This window comes from Arenibacter hampyeongensis, from assembly GCF_002909255.1.
Classification (GTDB): domain Bacteria; phylum Bacteroidota; class Bacteroidia; order Flavobacteriales; family Flavobacteriaceae; genus Arenibacter; species Arenibacter hampyeongensis.
Window position 1 is genome coordinate 96,550 of record NZ_PIOB01000003.1, and the last position, 18,509, is coordinate 115,058.

Here is an 18,509-nt window from a genome sequence, read left to right on the forward strand (position 1 = left end):
ATGTCACAGTTTACAAGAATTGAAGTTGCCACATTAATGAAGGAAACTGGGCTTGTACCCCTATTCTATCATCCAGATGTGGAATTAGGAAAAAAAATATTAAAAGCATGTTACGACGGTGGCGCAAGATTAATAGAATTCACCGCACGTGGAGATTTTGCCCACGAGGTATTTGCAGAATTAAACAAGTTTGTCATTAATGAATTACCGGAAATGGCCGTAGGTGTGGGATCCGTAACCGATGCGGCAGCCGCTTCGCTTTATATGCAAATGGGCGCCAATTTCATTGTTACTCCTTCCTTTCGCGAAGATATTGCCATAGTCTGCAATCGCAGAAAAGTCTTATGGAGTCCTGGATGTGGCTCCCTGACAGAAATAAATAGAGCAGAGGAACTGGGCTGTGAAATCATAAAACTATTTCCTGGCGCCAATTACGGACCAAGTTTTGTCAAGGCAATTAGAGGACCTCAACCATGGACCAACGTGATGCCTACGGGCGGGGTAACCTTGGAAGAGTCAAACTTAAAAGGTTGGTTCAGTGCAGGGGTCACCTGTGTAGGCATGGGCTCTAACCTAATAAGCAAATCGGTATTGGAGAACAAGGATTACAAGGGTCTGGAACAGACCGTACGGGAAACTCTTGCCCTGATAAAGAAAATCCGGAATTAGTTTTGAGCCTATAATTGGCTTCCTAATATATTAGTAATAGAAAAACCTCCAATTTTGTTCAAAAATGGAGGTTTTTCTTTATACCTTCTTCAGTATTTTTCCAATACGTGGAATTTAATTTATCTTATAAAGACTTTCTTATTCCCAATTCTAGCCCTCTTAATTCTGCAAGACCTCTAAGCCTTCCAATGGCAGAATACCCTGGATTTGTTTTTTTCCTAAGGTCATCCAACATTTTATGACCGTGATCTGGACGCATCGGCATTCTCAAATCCTTCCTTCCAAAAGCACTTCTTTTTAGTTGCTCTTCCACCAAAGCTTTCAGTACTCCATACATATCAACGTCCCCGGCCAAATGATCGGCTTCGTGAAAATTACCCTTTTCATCCCGCGCTGTACTTCTCAAGTGCATAAAGTGAATACGATGACCTAAGCGCTTTACCATTCCCACCAAATCATTGTCCGCCCTAACGCCAAAAGACCCGGTACAAAATGTTAGTCCGTTATTGGGGCTATCCACTGCATTGTACAGATCTAAAATATCCTGCTCAGTACTCACCACCCTTGGCAGCCCAAGAATGGGATAAGGTGGGTCGTCAGGGTGAATACACATCCGTACCCCTCCTTTTTCGGCAACCGGAATAATACTCTTTAAAAAAGAAAACAGATTTTCCTTTAATTCTTTGGCTCCAACACGATCATAGGTGGCCAATATCTTATTAAATTCCTTTAGGCTATAACCTTCCTCTGCCCCTGGCAGGCCAGCAATAATATTTTGGACCAATTTCTTCCTATCCTTTTCGGAAGTTTTTTCAAAATACTCCTTGGCTGCTTTCTGCTCCTCCGTTGTATATGATTTTTCCGCTCCAGGACGTTTTAGCAAGAATAGTTCAAATGCGGCAAAAGCAGCCTTTTCGAACCTCAAGGCTGTAGATCCGTCTTCCAACTCAAAATCCAGGTTGGTACGTGTCCAATCCAAAACAGGCATAAAATTGTAACAAATTGTATCAATTCCACAGGAGGCCAAATTGGCTATCGTTATCTTGTAATTTTCCACATATTCCTGATAGTTGCCCTGCTGTGTCTTAATACTTTCATGTATGGGAACACTTTCTACTACCGACCAGGTCAATCCAACCGATTCAATCGCCGCTTTTCGTTTCTTAATTTCCTCCACAGGCCAAATGTCCCCATTGGGAATGTGATGGAGGGCAGTAACTACCCCAGTAGCTCCTGATTGTTTAATATCCATCAGGCTAACAGGATCTTTGGGTCCATACCACCTCCATGTATTTTCTAAAGTCAAACTCATTAATTTTATTTTTTTAAGTAAAATATCACTCCAAAAGCGGCAACTCGACAAATTTATTTCAATTCGGCTATTCCTGAAAATAAATAATTCACCAATATATTAATTTTAAAAGTATTGTAAAGACCATACTTGAGAAAGATTAAAAGTATAACAAAATATATTTTATACTTAAACTTGGTTAAATTTCCTTATCTTTTTTAGGCATTTGAATAGTTTGTACTACTTTTATCGATTCAACCAAAAATGAACAAAAAATCTAGCTATCCATGATTAAAAGTAAAATCGACAAGGTTACCAGTTTTGAAAAAAGGTTTGAAAAAATCAACACGGTCATCTTTGAATCTTCAGAGGTTGCGTCCAAAGCAGCGGCGGCTGAAATTGCGACATTAATTAAGAAAAAACAAAAAGCAAAGGAGATGTGTGTCCTTGGACTCGCCACAGGTTCCACTCCAAAAAGACTGTATGCCGAACTTGTTCGTTTACACCGGGAAGAAAACCTTAGTTTTAAAAATGTGATAGCCTTCAACTTGGATGAATACTATCCAATGGAACCGGATGCTATACAAAGTTATGTGCGATTCATGAAGGAATTGCTATTTAACCATGTAGATATAGAACCTGGAAATTATCATATTCCAGATGGAACATTGGAGAAAAAGGATATAGCGGATTATTGTAAAGAGTATGAGGCCAAAATAGACGCCTTGGGTGGTATAGACCTACAAATCTTAGGAATTGGTGGTAACGGACATATTGGTTTCAACGAATCCGGTTCCCTTCCCAATTCCAAGACAAGATTGGTTACTCTGGATCATATTACCAGAGTTGCGGCGAGTAAAGATTTCCAAGGTCTGTACAATACCCCCAAAACAGCGATAACACTGGGAATAAAACAAATTATGCAGGCCAAGCAAGTAATCCTTATGGCCTGGGGTGAAGGTAAATCGTCTATCATTAAAGCTTCCGTTGAGGGACCTATTACGGAACAGGTGCCTGCATCCTATCTACAGGAACATCCTAATAGTGTGTTTATCCTAGATAATGGATCTTCTACCAAACTTACAAGGATTAGTACCCCATGGATAGTAGAGAAGGTAGAGTGGGATGAAAAAATGATCAAGAAAGCCGTTGTTGGGTTGGCACTAAGATTGAAGAAAGCAGTACTTATGCTTACAGAGGCCGACTATATTGAAAATGGTATGAGCGATTTATTGACAGAAGTTGGCGACGCTTATGACATTAATATTAGAATTTTTAATAAACTACAACATACCATTACCGGTTGGCCAGGAGGAAAACCCAATGCGGAAGACAGCAATAGACCGGAAAGAGCAAATCCGGCGAAAAAGCGAGTACTTATTTTTAGTCCACACCCAGATGATGATATAATTAGTATGGGTGGTACATTTATGCGTTTGCAGAACCAAGGACATGAGGTACATGTAGCGTATCAAACCTCTGGAAACATAGCTGTTGCCGACGATGAAGCTTTGCGCTTCTCCGATTTCGTGATCGATTACAACCGTTCCTTTGGACTAGACAATAAAAAATCAGTTGAAATTTACAAAAAGGCCACTGAGTTCATAAAAAACAAAAAGACCAGTGAAATTGATATTGAAGAGGTAAGAAATATCAAAGGACTTATACGTAGAAGTGAAGCTAGGGCTACCAGTTATTATGTTGGTCTTACGGACGATCAGATACATTTTAATGATCTACCTTTTTATGAAACCGGTACTATTGAGAAAAACCCTCCAGGAGAGGCAGATATCAAGATTACCATGGATTTGATCGAAAAAATTAAACCCCATCAAATCTACGCCGCTGGAGATTTAGCAGATCCACACGGCACACACAAAGTGTGTTTGGACATTGTTTTTGAGTCCTTAAAACGACTCAAATCAAAATCTTATATGAAAGATTGTTGGTTATGGTTGTACAGGGGAGCATGGCAAGAATGGGATATTGAGGACATAGAAATGGCCGTTCCAATGAGCCCAAGTCAGGTTTTGGCAAAGAGATATGGAATTTTCAAGCATCAATCCCAAAAGGATGGCGTGGTTTTCCAAGGATCTGATTCCAGGGAATTTTGGCAACGTGCAGAGGATAGGAACAAGGAAACTGCAGCCAAATACGATGAATTGGGATTGGCGCATTACGCTGCTATGGAAGCATTTGTCCGTTATAAATTTTAAACTAAAATTTATTTATAAACACAAAAAGGCTGCCTGATCGGGCAGCCTTTTTTATGGAGGTAAGTTTTATCTAGAATTCCAATTCAAAGTACAGCGAACTGGCTTCGTTTTCAACGGTAACATCTTCGCCTTTCAACACCACTCCAGTGTCATTCAGCAACTTCAGATTAAGCTTCCAATACCCTGTCATGGTCAATGACAATTTTCCATTGTAACTTTTAGCATTGCTATCATAGGTCAAATCCACGTTGTTAGGGGAACTGTGGTTACCCATACTAGGCATACGTGGATCAAGTGTTACGGAATAATTTTCCACAATGGGAAAACTCATCATATTTTCCATTTTAAATAACATTGCCCGTATATCGTTAATCGCCACTTGTGGGTCTGTGGGTTCAACCATGGCCAAGACATACCTTATATCATCACTTCCCATAAAGGAGGTCACCTTTTGTTTACCATCGCTGGGAGCTGCAACATCTATGGTTTCCGTCAAAGAATATTCTTGCCCCTCCACCGTATAAGTAAAAGTTATGTCCCAAAATTCATCCGCGTTTCCTGGCATTTGAAATATGATGTATCCTTTGGCAACCGTGTTATGTTCCTCTGTAACGGCTAGGTCGGATTTAGGACAGGAATGATTCATACTCGACATATGCATAACGGGCAACCATGTTATTTGAGGATTGGCAAAGTAGCTTTCATCTGCATTGTTTTTTATACGTACGAAGATCTCATTATACCCGGTAGTAAAACCATTATTCCCTTCGGAATATAGCTCCAAACTGTGCCCATTGGCAGCGATGCTTGCAAGTAAATTAAATTCTGCCATTGGATTTTCATCCATTTTTGGGGTATCGTCCCCATCTGATGTACAAGAACCTAATACCAATGCTACAATGAATGTTACTATAAATGATTTAATTGTTTTCATTTTTGTTTATTATTAAGTTAATTTATTGAATAAGAAAGTGTTAAAAAGAAATTTCTTCCCATGCGCGGAATGTTCTTCCAATCGGTGTAAGTGGAGTAATTTTCATCAAAAATATTCTCTACCCCGAATTTCGCATACATTGAATCGTTATTAAAATTAAATGTCTTCCCAAAGGTCAAGGAACAAACGGTATACGCCTGAGTCAGGTCTTCCCCAAAATCTGGATTATAGTTGACTTGTTTTGCTGCTCCGGTTATCCTTAAACCGGCAGAAAATGATCTGCCGTTATATTGAAGACCTGATCGATATGAAAATGGACTTATAAATGGAATATTTTCCTGATTATTGTCGGTACCTCGATGATAGGAAATTAATCCAGTCCATTTCAATTCTGGCAGAACTGCGTATTCCATATCCAATGAAGTGTTGAACAAATTGGCGTACTCCAAATTTTTATAAATCTTGACTCCATCCGCACCAATAGTCATTACACTAAGTGAAGGATCAACCTCTCCAATGATGTAATCTTTAATGTGAAAATAATTAGCCTCCGCAGTCAACTTAAATTTGGATTTCTCCCAAGAAATCTTGGCATTGGCCTCCATTGATTTTTCGTTGACAAGTCCGGGATCCCCAATATAATCGTGGTTATCAAAACTATTGAACAAATAAAACCCATATCCCTCGGTAACGGAAGGCGCCCTATCCCCATAAGATAGTCCGGCATTGAAATGCCATGGCATCCACATTTTATGCCATTGCCCAGAAATACTTTTCAGGAAACGGGTTTTGGATTTTTCCATCTCCGGATAAAAAATTCTTAGACTGTTCAATCCGAATTCGTCCGCCACATTCTGATTCTGCACGGCCATTCTGGTCGCTATTTTTAAAAAGCTTCCATTTAAATTGAGCTCATCCTCTACATACACCCCGGCATTGGTGGTACGTACATCTGGCCAAGTAAGCATAAACATGGGCAACTCGTTGGGGTCGTTGGGATACATGGTCATTTCTGCCAATGACTTATTGTAATAACCATCCACTTTGAACAAAAATTGATGTTTTTTCAGCCTTAAGAAGGCTTGCGAGAAGAATCCATAAGTATCGCTCCAACCGGGCATATCCATATGAATAGGTACATCGGGCCTTTTAGTATCGTCCATTACATGAGTAACCTTATTAAAATACAACTTGGATTTCCAATCCCTTAAACTGCCCCATAAATCATCCTGTTCAAAACCAACGGATGCAATGATAGCCCTGGCCAATGAAACATCCATTGTTAATGCCGGATAACCTACATCCCTGGCCTCATCAAAAATAATACTCGCTGTTAGTGCCCGATCTTCGGCGATTTTATAACCACCGTTGGCTGAAACATTATATTTTTCAAATTGGGAAAACTGAACTTCCTCATCACCTCCTGCAAAATAGTTTTCTGCCTTGCGATAAATAATATCGGTATCCACATAGAAGTTGGAATCTGAATAATTAAGCTCGGCACCAACAATACTCATCTGGTTGTTGCTTTCGAAACCGGTCTCCAAACCGCCGTAAAATCCAGTCTCCTTAAAATTGCCCCTATCCAACTCCAAATCAATGGCGCCACCAATGGTGGTTCCGTGCTCGGCGCCTTGCTGGCCAGAAGCTATATGGGCTTTTGACAAATTGGACACATCCACATAAGATGTTATGGGATCCATCTTGTCCGTACAGGCACCAAAAATCCTCATCCCATCTATAGTAACCGAAAGTCGTTCCGAGAACATATTGTTCAAAGTAGGTTCCCAAGCATAGGCACCCCGTTTCACCATATCCACTTTTTTTGACGATTCCAAATATTCGTCCAAGGTTGATAAGGGTTTTGGCTGGCGATGGTAATCCAAAGCCTTTCTTGCCGATATCAGGATAACTTCGTCCAAATTGATCGTAATAATCGAATCCCTTTGTAAAATTAATTCCTGAGCGCCAATGTAAATAGGAAATAGAAATATCCCTAACAAAAGCACCCGCCAAGATATTGGTTTGCTCGTTGCCATAAGTATTGTGCATACCTTATGGGCACATCTAATAATTTTCACACCTTTAAGTTTAAGTTAATTGTCTAAAAAAAAGAATTGTAGAATTAAGAAGAGGTGCAAGCACTATGCTCTCACATTAAAAATTTAATTAATCTATTTGAGAATAAATTTTTAAAATCCCTTAACGACAGTTTTCTGATTTTTTAGATAATACAATTGCTTTAGAAGCCATAATAGTGACAAGGGAATTACAATAATTCCCAAACTACCATGGCGATAATTGTATTATCCCAGCTCGGGAGGCTGTGCAATATCTGTAGTATATAAGCCAGTAATTAGAATCTGGGTACTTTTATAGTTATTCTGAATGCTATTTCGGTATTCATTTCCAGTTCCTAAGACCGTCAATGGCTCGAATGAAGAGATAAACTGGATTTCCAAGTTGAATCGTTTGCCTTCAAACGGATTTTTATCACTCCCTTCAGATTCTTTTGCCAACTGTTTTGCCAAATAACATTTACCATCACAATGTAAAGAGGGAGTATCCCTATTTTCACAAAGATTCTCCACTATATAGGTATAATTTACAGCATACTCAGCTAAGGGCCACAAGGGCTTTATCAGCATGATCAAGGCAACAAAGAGTATAACTTGCTTCATTATTTATTTTTAAACTTCTAAATTACAACTGTTATCTGGCCGTAATTTTTTAGGAACGCAGGATCGAATGATATAGGGCCTGCTTTTTATAATCCTGAACAAAGATAAATCATATTATAAACATAAAAAGATGACAATTATCATGAACCTTGAATTTTTGGGTTTAAACAAAAAATACTAAAAACAAGATTATCAATGGGAATTAATTTTATTTAGGATAAATTTGTCCGAAATAAGATTATGCCTTATATTTGTACCGATCTAATTTAGAGTCACTATGTTTTCCAAAGCCTGCGAATACGGAATAAAAGCCACTATATATATAGCCGTCAAGTCTATGCACCAAGAACGTGTAAGCCTTAAAGAGATTGCGGAAGAAGTGAATTCCCCAGTGGCATTTACAGCTAAAATATTACAGTTGTTGGCCAAAAGTGGCATTATTGATTCCCATAAGGGTCCAACAGGAGGGTTTCAGATCGATGAATCCAGAATAGATAACATTAAATTACACGATATTGTACATGCCATTGACGGCGATAATATTTTTAATGGCTGCGGTCTGGGACTAAAACAATGCGATGCCAGTCAGCCTTGTCCGGTTCATCATAAATTTGTAGTGATTAGGGACAATCTAAAGATAATGCTGCAGAATACCAGCTTGTACGAATTGGCTATAGGCTTGGATATTGGTCTAACCCATTTGAAAAGATAATTTTTTAAATTATTAAAAGATAAAAAGGTATTAAACTCTTTATATGAAAAACTTAACACGTAATCTACCAATAATAGCCTCCGTTTTTTTATGGATCGGATTTGTAGGGGCCATAAGTTTTATGGAGGCTTGGCTAAAATTCCAAGTACCCACGCTTACATTGTCAGTGGGACTGGGCATAGGTAAATTAGTGTTCAATGCATTAAATAAAGTGGAATTGGTTTTGGCTATAATCATTTTGCTTGCGTTATACAGGACTTCTAAAGAGATGTTTTCATGGAGAAATCTCTTTTTTTTCATTCCCTTGGCCATTCTAATTTTTCAGACCATAATTCTCCTACCCATCTTGGACACCAGGGCTATGGCAATTATTGAAAATAATCCTGTTCCCATGTCCAATGCCCATCTATATTATATAGGTCTGGAAGTGGTCAAAGTAACAGCATTATTCATTTATGGAATTAATTTCAATAAAACCTAAACCATGAAGGACATTATCCAGAAAATAACAGAAAAATACCAATCCCTTGGGGAGAATCCGGATACTTATCTTCAGGGTCTTCTCCATTCAAAACCAATCACCTATTGGGATTACGTTGAAGTTGACACCTTACTCTCCCTTCAAAAACCACGTACCAATTTTAAGGATGAGTCCATTTTTATAATGTACCATCAGGCAACCGAACTATTTCTAAAAATGATGCTGCATGAACTTGAGCAAATAGTAGCGGAACCAAATCCTACCACGAAATTTCTTACTACCAAACTGGATCGACTTATAAAATACACCACTATGTTGATCACTTCCTTTGATATTATGACAGTGGGCATGGACTATGACGATTACAATGCTTTTCGCACTACCCTTACCCCCGCCAGCGGTTTTCAATCTGCACAATTTAGGTTTATAGAACTTCATTGTACATCCTTGACCAACCTAATAAGCATTGGAAAGAAAAGCAAACTATCCAATAATCCCGATTTAAGGGAATGTTTGGAACATGTCTATTGGAAAGATGCAGGTACCAATCCCAAAACGACCGAAAAATCATTGACATTAGAACTTTTTGAAGAAAAGTACCTAACACAGTATACCAAAACCGCTAAAAATTTAATGGGCAACACCCTGGAGGACAAGTTGGCACAACTACCCTATATACCTGATGCCCTAAGAAACAGACTTCGCAAATTTGACCAGCTTTACAACATTGAATGGCCATTGGTCCATTTACACACCGCAGAACATTACTTGGATAAAAAAGGTCACAACAAAGCAGCAACTGGAGGCTCTGAATGGAAAAAATACCTCCATCCGAAATATCAGCAGCGCAAATTTTTCCCGGCTTTGTGGACGGAAACCGAAAAGCAAAACTGGGGTATGAACAACAAATATGAAGACTATGGAAGTATTGAACAGACCCGAATTAACGCACCTGCAGGTAGGTAAAAATCTTAAAATCCTACAAATTAAGGCCTTGACCGGTATGGGCATGCCTAAGCATCACAGTACCAGGGAAGCAGTAATCGTTGTTCTAGAAGGTAAAGCAATCCTTAAAACCAAGGATACTGAATATCTTTTGGAGAAAGGAACCTCAATGTTGGTGCCTGCTGGATTGGAACACAGTCTTGCCATACTAGAGGAATTTGAAGCAGTTGCCATAATGGCAAAAGATTCTAATATAAATTTTAACAATTAATAATCATGGAAAATTTAATGACCAAAAACATTGGGGAAATAGTAGCTGAAAACTATCGCACAGCGCAAATATTCAAAAACCATAAAATAGATTTTTGCTGCAAGGGAAACAGAAGCATCGTAGAGGTGGCCGAAAAAAATAAGCTGGATGCCAATCTTCTGTTACAGGAAATTGAAACAGTACAGCATCAAACAGGCGATAACAATATCGATTTTAAAACTTGGCCATTGGACCTACTGGCAGATTACATTGAGAAAAAACATCATCGCTACGTGGAGGCACAGATACCAATTTTAAATCAATATCTGGCCAAATTATGCCGTGTTCATGGAGATAGACATCCTGAATTATTCGAAATCACCGAACATTTCAACAAAAGTGCTGGAGAACTGGCCATGCATATGAAAAAAGAGGAACTGATTGTTTTCCCTGCCGTACGCAAAATGATACAGAGCAAACACTATGGCAATCCATTGGACGAGCAACATTTTGGCACCATCCAAAATCCAATACAAATGATGATGCAAGAGCATGAAAACGAAGGGGACCGTTTTAGGATTATTGATGAATTAAGCAATAACTACAATCCACCTGCCGATGCCTGCAACACATACCGTGTAACATTTTCACTGCTACAGGAATTCGAGGAGGATCTGCATAGACATATACATTTGGAAAATAACATTCTCTTCCCAAAAGCCATAGCCTTGGAAAAAGAATTAAACCAATAAATCTAGTCCTCCACTAATAAAATGCTTGAGGAAATATTCAGGAAAACCAATCCGGCACGGTTAATGACTTTACCATTGAGTCCCCCCAACCGAACCGTATTGGTCCCTGTTTTCCCAATCATCCATCAAAGATCATTATTAAGAAAATGCCCAACAAGATAAATAGACGATAACTTAAAAACAGTGACTATGAAAACCAAACCTATTAAAAGACACCAGGCCCTGCAACCCTTGAGCAGGGACCATCATCAAGGTTTACTATTATCTTGGAAAATTAGGACTGGTTTTGCCAAAGGCATATCTGTAGATCGCATAAAGAACTACACCGACTGGTTTTACAAAAACCATTTAACACCACATTTCAAGGAAGAGGAAAAATACATCTTTCCCATTTTGGGAAATGATAATGAATTGGTAAAAAAGGCCATTGCACAGCACAGAAGGCTGGAGCGCCTATTCAGTAGTCCTTTGGAATTAAAAAAGTCTCTAAGTAGAATAGAGGAAGAATTGGAACAGCATATCCGATTTGAGGAAAGGGTGCTTTTTAATGAAATCCAGAAAGTAGCCACAGAACAGCAGTTACAATTTATTTTGGAACATCATTCAGAAACCAAATTTTTGGATAATACCACGGATAATTTTTGGGAATAAAAACAAAAAATGAACATTATGAAACTTTACAACCAGTTGTTGAACGAGTTTAAAAGGGAACAAACAGGGTATTCCACCATTGCTATTATTGGTCAGAGCTGTATTGGATCTGTAGCTGCTATGGTATTACTAATGAACCAAATGCCGACCTTTATCAAATTGACTTTACTTTTTCTGGTTACCATATTCTGTATGGCCTATAATGGTGCGGTTTTGGCCCAATTAAGTGCCAAAACAACCTTTAACCTTCTCGTTTTAAGCGTCCTTTTTAGTATCATGACCATTATTGGAAATCTTGTTTAGAATAAATGTTAAAAGAGAAGTATAACTTTACGTATATCGACGAATTTGGGGATAGTAATTCTGCAGAATTCAGACTAAATGAATACCATAGCCTAATGGATCTTCTTTTTGACAAGTATCTACAGGAATGGGGAGATTGTAAAGGCAGGGCATGGTGCGGAACATGTCATATACAAATTCTAAAAGGGACATTAAGTGCAAAAATGCAGAGCGATGAAAAACATACTTTGTCCAAATTGGATGGTGTCACAGTACAAAGCAGATTGGCATGTCAAATCCCTGTTAATGCTGATTTACATAATATTGTATTTAAAGTAATAACGGAAAACGATTTCGGAACCAACTAATTGTCAACCCGGCAAAAGGTCAATTACCTCAGGGCAAGCCAATGAGGCATCGGATGGAAAACGCTGAAACATTTCGATGCCCGCCTCAATAGAACGGGCAGGCCCGCCCGAACGGTACAGGCGAACAAGCGTCGGAGCATTCAAATCTCACTTAGTGAGTGAAAATAATTGTGACCATGAATACCTAAAGCCGTTTTTATAAACTTTTTTAAACAAGAATAATTATCACCAACTAAAAATTGAACAGATTACCTTTGTGATTTGTCCAAAGAAGTTAAATTAAACTTATGTCATTAAGATCTGAAATTAAAACGAGACAGGATGTTAATCTTTTGGTGGTTAATTTCTACGCCAAAATTAGAAAACACCAAATATTGGGACCCATTTTCAATGGCATAATCAAAGATTGGGACAGTCACCTTGAATTGCTCACCGATTTTTGGGAGAGTCAATTATTGCTGCAACGAAAATATATGGGCAACCCCATTGTAGTCCACCAAGAGGTAGACGAGAAAATGAACCATACTATAACCCCTGAGCATTTTGGACTTTGGTTAAACGAATGGTTTGCGACGATTGATGAACATTTTGAAGGAGAGGTGGCATGGATAGCGAAAAACAGGGCCCAAAAAATGTCTACCATGCTGTATATGCAGATTTATCAGCATAGAAATAAGGGAGCTTAAATCCCTGCCTTTGAAACTTCACCCTTTGATTGCCAAAGTATCAATATCAAAGCAATAGGAATTAGAACACTGCCTATGACCAAGAATTTTAAGTGCCCTTCAAATAATGGCCAGCCCAACCAACCTGCAATGCCCTTATAAAAAATAAGTAATTCCGTTATTGCAAAGCCCAATAAATAAACTATATAGCTGGATTTTGAGAGCTTTATCAATCCCAAAAATTCCAAAAAGAAGAACAGGCCCACAGTAATGACCCCTAAAAAAGTCCAATGCAAATAGCCTATGGTGAAATCCAACACCGTTGAAGCCAAGTTGGAAAAGTAGGGCATGGCAGTGAGCAATTGCAATGTCATTTTGACAAATAACAATACAGTCGCCAATTTTAGAATTCCAAATTGGAATTTGGAAATAAACGATTGCAATACCAACCTATTTCCGTAAAAGATCTTTATTAAAATACCAAATCCGATCAATTGCAGCAATGCGCCCAATCCCCCCAGAATATAGTATATCAATTCTGGTTGTGTCCAAAGGGTAGACAGGAAAAAGCTCAGTACTATCCCCACTAAGGTGGTCCAGAAAAATTTCTTAAAAATCGAAGGAGAAATAATAATTTGCTGCTTTTCCAACAGATAAAAAAGGAGTCCGGCCAACGCCAGTATCATCCATCCATTATATTGAAAATGTAGGTAAAAGTAGATGGCCAATCTGTACCAAATAGATTCGGGTCCCAAAATGGTCATAATAGCACCCAGTGCCCAAGGCCCAAGACTGGAAACTATCATAAACCAAAGGGCAGCCTTAACACAGATATAGGCCTTGGTGTTCTTTAAGGAGTTGGGAGCGTTTTTTATAAAAAATGCCGAAAACCAATAGGAGGCCAACAAAAATAAGGTAGAAAAAACAATGGAAAACAATGCATATCCTTGAAAGGGAAAGGAAAGCAGCATTCCCAACAAACAAAATTGTGTAAACCAGAAAATCCTTCGATATTTCCTTTGCAATTCCTGCTTGTTCAAAAAAAGGTGATAGAGCAAGGTGGTCAGCGCAATATAAACCCAGCCCAAAAGCGCTATATGGGAATGTGTATGCACTATAAAGCGGTAATTAATCGGCATTGGGGCAACCACAAAAGTACGCAATACAACCCCTAGTAGTGCCGCCAATAAAAAATAGCCTAAGGATACCTTAATATGGATTTTAGTGTTAATCACGCTTGATTGAAATTCTGCTAAAGGTACTATTAAAAATCCTTTCTTTTAGCCACGTAACTCAACCGCCAAACGGGGATTATAGTCCATAGCAGCAGCATACAAATAGACATGACCAGCCCAAAATTGGTGCCGAAAAACTGCTTAAAAATAGCTCCGGTATACCCCAATAGAGCGGAAATATCCAATTTTAACAATATTAGGGTTCTGGATAGATCTATAGGATTGAACATAGTGGCTACCAAAGAAAAACTATCCAAGGGATATTCCTCAAAAACGATCAATGACATTAAAAAGAGTCCGTCATAGATAACGGCCAAAAACAGCCAGGCCAATACGGCATACCCAAAACCCTTTATCCTATTTTCATTGGACAGGGCAATGTTGAAAGCAACTGCAGTAAAGATCAAGGTTAAAAAGGCTCCAGTAATCAACAATAGTGAAAAATCCCAAATGGCATTACTTTCAAACAATCCATACAAGGCAAAGGGGATTCCCAAACCTAGAACCAAGCTCATAGTAAGCGAACCTGCCACTCCAAAATACTGACCCAAAAATATGGAAGATCTTTTAATGGGCTGTGCCAAAAGAAGCTCAGTGAATTCCTTGGAGTTGTAATAGTACATTACCCCAAATATGGTCCCTATCAAAGGTACCAGTACTATAATTACATTCATTAAGGTAATAACTGCCTTGGACAGCTCGTTGTTTAAAAATAACAATACGAACCCCAATAACAGATAGAACAGGAAATAAACATAACTCCATCTGCTGCGCATTAGGTCGTAAAAACTGTATTTTAATATCTTAATCATTCTTGTTGTGAGTTGATATTGCCGCGATGGCATGTTCAAAATTAGTTTGTCCTGTTTTGGTCTTAAGCTCGGCAATACTTCCCTTAAAGTAAATTTCACCCTCAAGAAGGTAAACTATCTCATCGGAAACTTCTTCTACGAACTGCATAATATGGGAGGTAATCAAAAAGGTTTTTCCTTGGGCCTTTTCCTCGGAAATAAGTTCCTTTAGTCGAATCATGGACAAGGGATCCAGACCATTTGTAGGTTCGTCCAAAATAATCAAAGGACTATCGAACATAAAGGTGAGTACTATATTCACCTTTTGTTTGGTACCACCGGAAAGGTTGCTCAATTTTTTATCCAAAAAAGGCTCCAATCCAAATAGGCTGATAAGCTTTTTCTCATCACTGGGTTTTTGCCTTATGTCCTTTATCATTGCTATTAATTCCTTGACCTTTAAGTTTCCGGGAAAATTAGCTATTTGGGGGAGATAATTTATATCCTGACGATACCTCCACTTATTTTTTATCTTTAAATCCATCACAGAAATAGTCCCCTTATTGGGAATCACCATTCCTAGGATTGTTTTTATCAGGGTTGTTTTACCTGAGCCATTGGGCCCAAGGATAGCAAAAATACCCCCTTGATCGATATCGAGTTCCAATCCGGCCAGTACTTCATTTTTGCCGAATTTCTTATGTAAGCTTTCAACGTGTATCATTTGATCTTTTTCATTAACGGTTTTGCATCAACCAACGCATCCGGTGTAAATACAGGGGATACTTTTTCCGAAAAATCGATAATATCCATAAATAAACTGCGCAACAGTATAATGGTCTCTGGTGTTCTGTTTACGATATAGGAAAATAATTTTACGGGTCTGTAGGGAACATCGCCCATGCCGTTCCTGTCCAAATCGTAGCCTGTGTAGTTGCTCCAATAGTTTTCTTCAAATATATTATCGTTCAAATTACTATTGTAGGCAAGATCGAAGGAGTTGTACATAAAATTATTGTGGATAAAGGTATTGGCATAACAGGCCCCACGTACTTTAATGGCCCAACCATTTTTTATAAAGTTATTTTTAGAATAATTTATCCTGTTGGACCCCTCAATACTGATACCTATCGTATTCTCTTCAAATGTATTGCCAGTAATTTCGGCATCATTTATCTCCTTCAACAACACTCCAAATGAGGCGGTACCCCAATTTTTTTTAAAGGTATTGCCCAACATTTTTATTCTTTTGGAAAACATGACCGCAACTCCTGCCCCATTGTTCTCAAAGGTATTGTTCTTATAGATGTCATCATTGGAAAACATAAAATGCAACCCATAACGAAGATTGTTGGAACTGATATTGTTTTCAATTATTATGTTGTCCGAAAACTCCAAATAAATACCATCCCGTACATGCTGCACTATATTTCTTTCCACAACAATGTTTTGGGAATACCATAATTGTATGCCATTGCCAGAATTATATTCATCCACGGCATCTCCAATAATCTTATTGTTGTATACCTTTCCATTCTTACACTTTTCCAGATAAATACCGAAAAACAACTTTTCAAGCACCACATTCTGTATCAGAAAATCTTCGCTCTTTACTACCCTTATGGCGGCATAATCTGCCGTGTAACTGGTTCCGACGTTAATAATAAACAATCCGTCTATGGTAACATTATTTGAAACTATAGTTATGATTTCCCCCTGATCTTCCCCGTCAACTACAGGATAGTTTTCCCCTATAATGGTCAAGGGTTTGTTTACCTGAATATTATATTCCTTATATGTCCCTTTTTTAATTAATAGGGTATCAAAATCAGCGGCCACAGCTATGCCTTCCCTAATAGTTTTCACCTCGCAGGAATTGCAGACTGTAATTGTTCCTGCCCATAAATGATTCCCAAAGAATAGCCATAATAAACCTACAAAGACACTAATTTTTCCCATTATCTAATGATCAAAAATTTGGAGTTTTCTTCGGCAGACACCCAATGTGGAACTTCTTTGGGGAAACTAAAGTGTTGTTGTTCTTTAATGGGATAGGATTTACCATTGATATGAAACATAATTTCACCTTCCAAAACAATCAATTGCGCATCGGTTGGAGCAATATGTTCCGGAAAAATAGCCCCTTTTTCCAAACTGATGTTCAAAATTTCCAAAACCTCAGTTTTCACCAATTTATTTACCTGGAGCTTATTGTATTCTTGGTTTTTGATCTGATTATTAATGGCGTACATAGTTATTGTATTGTTTTAATGAATAATTTCTTAAATTTTTATAAGCATGAAGGGCGGAATAATGCAACATTTGCATTACAGTTATCAATTGCCCTAAGTTTGATACCTATAAGACATTTAATTACTTACTATAACTGAAATCTTAGTTTTAATTGTTCCCACGTCAATAAGTCTCCCTCATAGGTCATAAGGGCATCCACAGCGGCCTTTTCTGTCTTAAAAGCCGTTAAAAATTCGCCCATAGGGCTTGGAATACGAACACTTATAAGATAAGTTGCCATTGTGGCATCAATTAACTCCCCGGGTTGATCGAAGTCGTTTACCAAATAAAGGGCAATTTGCTTCTGGTCTATATCCTTGATATGATTCATCATACATTCACTTGCATCGAACTTAAAGACTTTACCTTTATCCGTAACTATTTCAGCTGCATGTTGCCTATCTACTATGGTCATACTACAGAAGTGACAGCCATCAGATCCATAAGCTATAGGTTGGGGACCAATTCTACAGGAAGTTGCAAATAATAAGAATAATAACATAACTATTCTGTAGTTAACCATATCTTTATTTTTTAAAATTATGCGGCCACTGCCTCTTTTGACCCCTGTTTTTCTTCTGACTTCTTGCTCTTCCAACCTAAATATGACGCTACCACAGTAAGAGTCATTCCAACAAACATCATGTAACCACCAGTGCTCGGAAGTGAAGTTACATCAAAATTCAACATTTTCTGATTCCCGAACAAAGGCGGCTTATAAGTCATGGGCGTCCCATCCTCATTAACCACTTTTATAATGGCGTGGGGATCTAAATTTGAGCCATAGTCCGTTAACCATACATTAAAATCATACATGCCTAAGATTCCTAAAATGGACATAAGTAGAAACCAGCCCAAAAACCATCTGTAGCCTACTTTTCCAAAAAAACCCAATAACCCTATAAGTACTCCGAGGCCTACCATTCCGATAATAACCATAGGAAATATATTAAACTCCCACATTTCTCCAGGTTTGGGTATGGTCTTCATACCTATATAGTGATTGAGTCCGTCTATATTCTGCAAATCAAATTCAGAGACACCCTGAATTCCCGTGATATGTATATTCATGCCCAAGGGCTCTGGATACTGTGGTGCGCCCAACATGATGTTCCATAAAGGAAAGGCAAACAAACCCAATAAAAACAATGGGCCAATGATCATTAATAAACTTGCTTTTTTCATTACTATGGTCTTTATAAATTACAAATCAAAAAAATGTTTTGGATGGTTTTCCTATTCTTCAATTTGTTAAAAAAGCGGGCAGTTAGTTAAACCAGACCCGCTTTTTCTA

Annotated in this window: 22 protein-coding genes; 11 read left to right on the forward strand and 11 right to left on the reverse strand. The window is 38.2% G+C overall.

Features of this window, described 5'->3' with window-relative positions; all coding sequences use genetic code 11:
- Complete coding sequence (locus tag CWD91_RS08710) at window positions 1-669, forward strand: bifunctional 4-hydroxy-2-oxoglutarate aldolase/2-dehydro-3-deoxy-phosphogluconate aldolase (protein ID WP_103440607.1); 669 nt, start codon at window positions 1-3, stop codon at window positions 667-669.
- Between the two features lie 124 nt (window positions 670-793).
- Here the strand turns inward: CWD91_RS08710 and uxuA are convergent, their stop codons facing one another.
- Window positions 794-1,981: a mannonate dehydratase gene (uxuA, locus tag CWD91_RS08715; protein WP_205164621.1), complete on the reverse strand. Its 1,188-nt coding sequence runs from the start codon at window positions 1,979-1,981 to the stop codon at window positions 794-796.
- A gap of 266 nt (window positions 1,982-2,247) precedes the next feature.
- Here uxuA and nagB point away from each other — a divergent pair, with 266 nt between their 5' ends.
- A complete protein-coding gene (gene nagB, locus CWD91_RS08720) occupies window positions 2,248-4,176 on the forward strand; it encodes a glucosamine-6-phosphate deaminase (RefSeq protein ID WP_103440608.1) in 1,929 nt (642 codons plus the stop codon).
- Window positions 4,177-4,246: 70 nt separating this feature from the next.
- On the opposite strand, the gene CWD91_RS08725 is transcribed toward nagB, so the two are convergent.
- The 3 genes from CWD91_RS08725 to CWD91_RS08735 form a co-directional block, all read right to left on the reverse strand.
- Window positions 4,247-5,110 (reverse strand): hypothetical protein, encoded by an 864-nt coding sequence (locus CWD91_RS08725; protein ID WP_103440609.1) that lies wholly within the window; start codon window positions 5,108-5,110, stop codon window positions 4,247-4,249.
- 17 nt (window positions 5,111-5,127) lie between these two features.
- Window positions 5,128-7,191: a TonB-copper family protein gene (locus CWD91_RS08730; protein WP_239985713.1), complete on the reverse strand. Its 2,064-nt coding sequence runs from the start codon at window positions 7,189-7,191 to the stop codon at window positions 5,128-5,130.
- 225 nt (window positions 7,192-7,416) lie between these two features.
- Window positions 7,417-7,791, reverse strand: coding sequence for a hypothetical protein (locus CWD91_RS08735; RefSeq protein ID WP_103440610.1), 375 nt, complete (start codon window positions 7,789-7,791; stop codon window positions 7,417-7,419).
- A 277-nt stretch (window positions 7,792-8,068) separates the two neighbouring features.
- Here CWD91_RS08735 and CWD91_RS08740 point away from each other — a divergent pair, with 277 nt between their 5' ends.
- The 9 genes from CWD91_RS08740 to CWD91_RS08780 all read left to right on the forward strand — a co-directional run bounded on the left by CWD91_RS08740 (window position 8,069) and on the right by CWD91_RS08780 (window position 12,918).
- Window positions 8,069-8,503, forward strand: coding sequence for an RrF2 family transcriptional regulator (locus tag CWD91_RS08740; RefSeq protein WP_103440611.1), 435 nt, complete (start codon window positions 8,069-8,071; stop codon window positions 8,501-8,503).
- A 43-nt stretch (window positions 8,504-8,546) separates the two neighbouring features.
- Window positions 8,547-8,984: a hypothetical protein gene (locus tag CWD91_RS08745; RefSeq protein WP_103440612.1), complete on the forward strand. Its 438-nt coding sequence runs from the start codon at window positions 8,547-8,549 to the stop codon at window positions 8,982-8,984.
- 3 nt (window positions 8,985-8,987) lie between these two features.
- Window positions 8,988-9,950: a tryptophan 2,3-dioxygenase family protein gene (locus CWD91_RS08750; RefSeq protein WP_103440613.1), complete on the forward strand. Its 963-nt coding sequence runs from the start codon at window positions 8,988-8,990 to the stop codon at window positions 9,948-9,950.
- Window positions 9,904-10,200: a cupin domain-containing protein gene (locus CWD91_RS08755; protein ID WP_103440614.1), complete on the forward strand. Its 297-nt coding sequence runs from the start codon at window positions 9,904-9,906 to the stop codon at window positions 10,198-10,200. The genes CWD91_RS08750 and CWD91_RS08755 overlap by 47 nt, the downstream gene beginning before the upstream one ends.
- Window positions 10,201-10,205: 5 nt before the next feature.
- Window positions 10,206-10,931 (forward strand): iron-sulfur cluster repair di-iron protein, encoded by a 726-nt coding sequence (gene ric / locus CWD91_RS08760; RefSeq protein ID WP_103440615.1) that lies wholly within the window; start codon window positions 10,206-10,208, stop codon window positions 10,929-10,931.
- 189 nt (window positions 10,932-11,120) lie between these two features.
- A complete protein-coding gene (locus CWD91_RS08765; protein WP_103440616.1) occupies window positions 11,121-11,582 on the forward strand; it encodes a cation-binding protein in 462 nt (153 codons plus the stop codon).
- An 18-nt stretch (window positions 11,583-11,600) separates the two neighbouring features.
- On the forward strand, window positions 11,601-11,885 hold the full coding sequence (locus CWD91_RS08770; protein WP_103440956.1) for a hypothetical protein: 285 nt from the start codon (window positions 11,601-11,603) through the stop codon (window positions 11,883-11,885).
- 5 nt (window positions 11,886-11,890) lie between these two features.
- Window positions 11,891-12,232: a 2Fe-2S iron-sulfur cluster-binding protein gene (locus CWD91_RS08775; RefSeq protein WP_103440617.1), complete on the forward strand. Its 342-nt coding sequence runs from the start codon at window positions 11,891-11,893 to the stop codon at window positions 12,230-12,232.
- A 287-nt stretch (window positions 12,233-12,519) separates the two neighbouring features.
- Window positions 12,520-12,918: a group III truncated hemoglobin gene (locus CWD91_RS08780; protein ID WP_103440618.1), complete on the forward strand. Its 399-nt coding sequence runs from the start codon at window positions 12,520-12,522 to the stop codon at window positions 12,916-12,918.
- Here CWD91_RS08780 and CWD91_RS08785 read toward each other — a convergent pair.
- The 7 genes from CWD91_RS08785 to CWD91_RS08815 all read right to left on the reverse strand — a co-directional run bounded on the left by CWD91_RS08785 (window position 12,915) and on the right by CWD91_RS08815 (window position 18,400).
- Window positions 12,915-14,132, reverse strand: coding sequence for a hypothetical protein (locus CWD91_RS08785; RefSeq protein WP_103440619.1), 1,218 nt, complete (start codon window positions 14,130-14,132; stop codon window positions 12,915-12,917). The genes CWD91_RS08780 and CWD91_RS08785 overlap by 4 nt on opposite strands.
- Window positions 14,133-14,161: 29 nt before the next feature.
- Window positions 14,162-14,944: an ABC transporter permease gene (locus CWD91_RS08790; RefSeq protein WP_103440620.1), complete on the reverse strand. Its 783-nt coding sequence runs from the start codon at window positions 14,942-14,944 to the stop codon at window positions 14,162-14,164.
- Entirely contained in the window at window positions 14,937-15,647 is a 711-nt protein-coding gene (locus CWD91_RS08795; protein ID WP_103440621.1) for an ABC transporter ATP-binding protein, read from the reverse strand. The genes CWD91_RS08790 and CWD91_RS08795 overlap by 8 nt, the downstream gene beginning before the upstream one ends.
- Complete coding sequence (locus CWD91_RS08800) at window positions 15,644-16,882, reverse strand: nitrous oxide reductase family maturation protein NosD (protein ID WP_103440622.1); 1,239 nt, start codon at window positions 16,880-16,882, stop codon at window positions 15,644-15,646. The genes CWD91_RS08795 and CWD91_RS08800 overlap by 4 nt, the downstream gene beginning before the upstream one ends.
- Window positions 16,882-17,175 (reverse strand): cupin domain-containing protein, encoded by a 294-nt coding sequence (locus CWD91_RS08805; protein WP_103440623.1) that lies wholly within the window; start codon window positions 17,173-17,175, stop codon window positions 16,882-16,884. Before CWD91_RS08805 ends, CWD91_RS08800 begins: the two co-directional genes overlap by 1 nt.
- Before the next feature lie 128 nt (window positions 17,176-17,303).
- Window positions 17,304-17,738: a nitrous oxide reductase accessory protein NosL gene (locus tag CWD91_RS08810; protein WP_103440624.1), complete on the reverse strand. Its 435-nt coding sequence runs from the start codon at window positions 17,736-17,738 to the stop codon at window positions 17,304-17,306.
- A 17-nt stretch (window positions 17,739-17,755) separates the two neighbouring features.
- Window positions 17,756-18,400 (reverse strand): hypothetical protein, encoded by a 645-nt coding sequence (locus CWD91_RS08815; protein WP_103440625.1) that lies wholly within the window; start codon window positions 18,398-18,400, stop codon window positions 17,756-17,758.
- Window positions 18,401-18,509 lie beyond the last annotated feature (109 nt).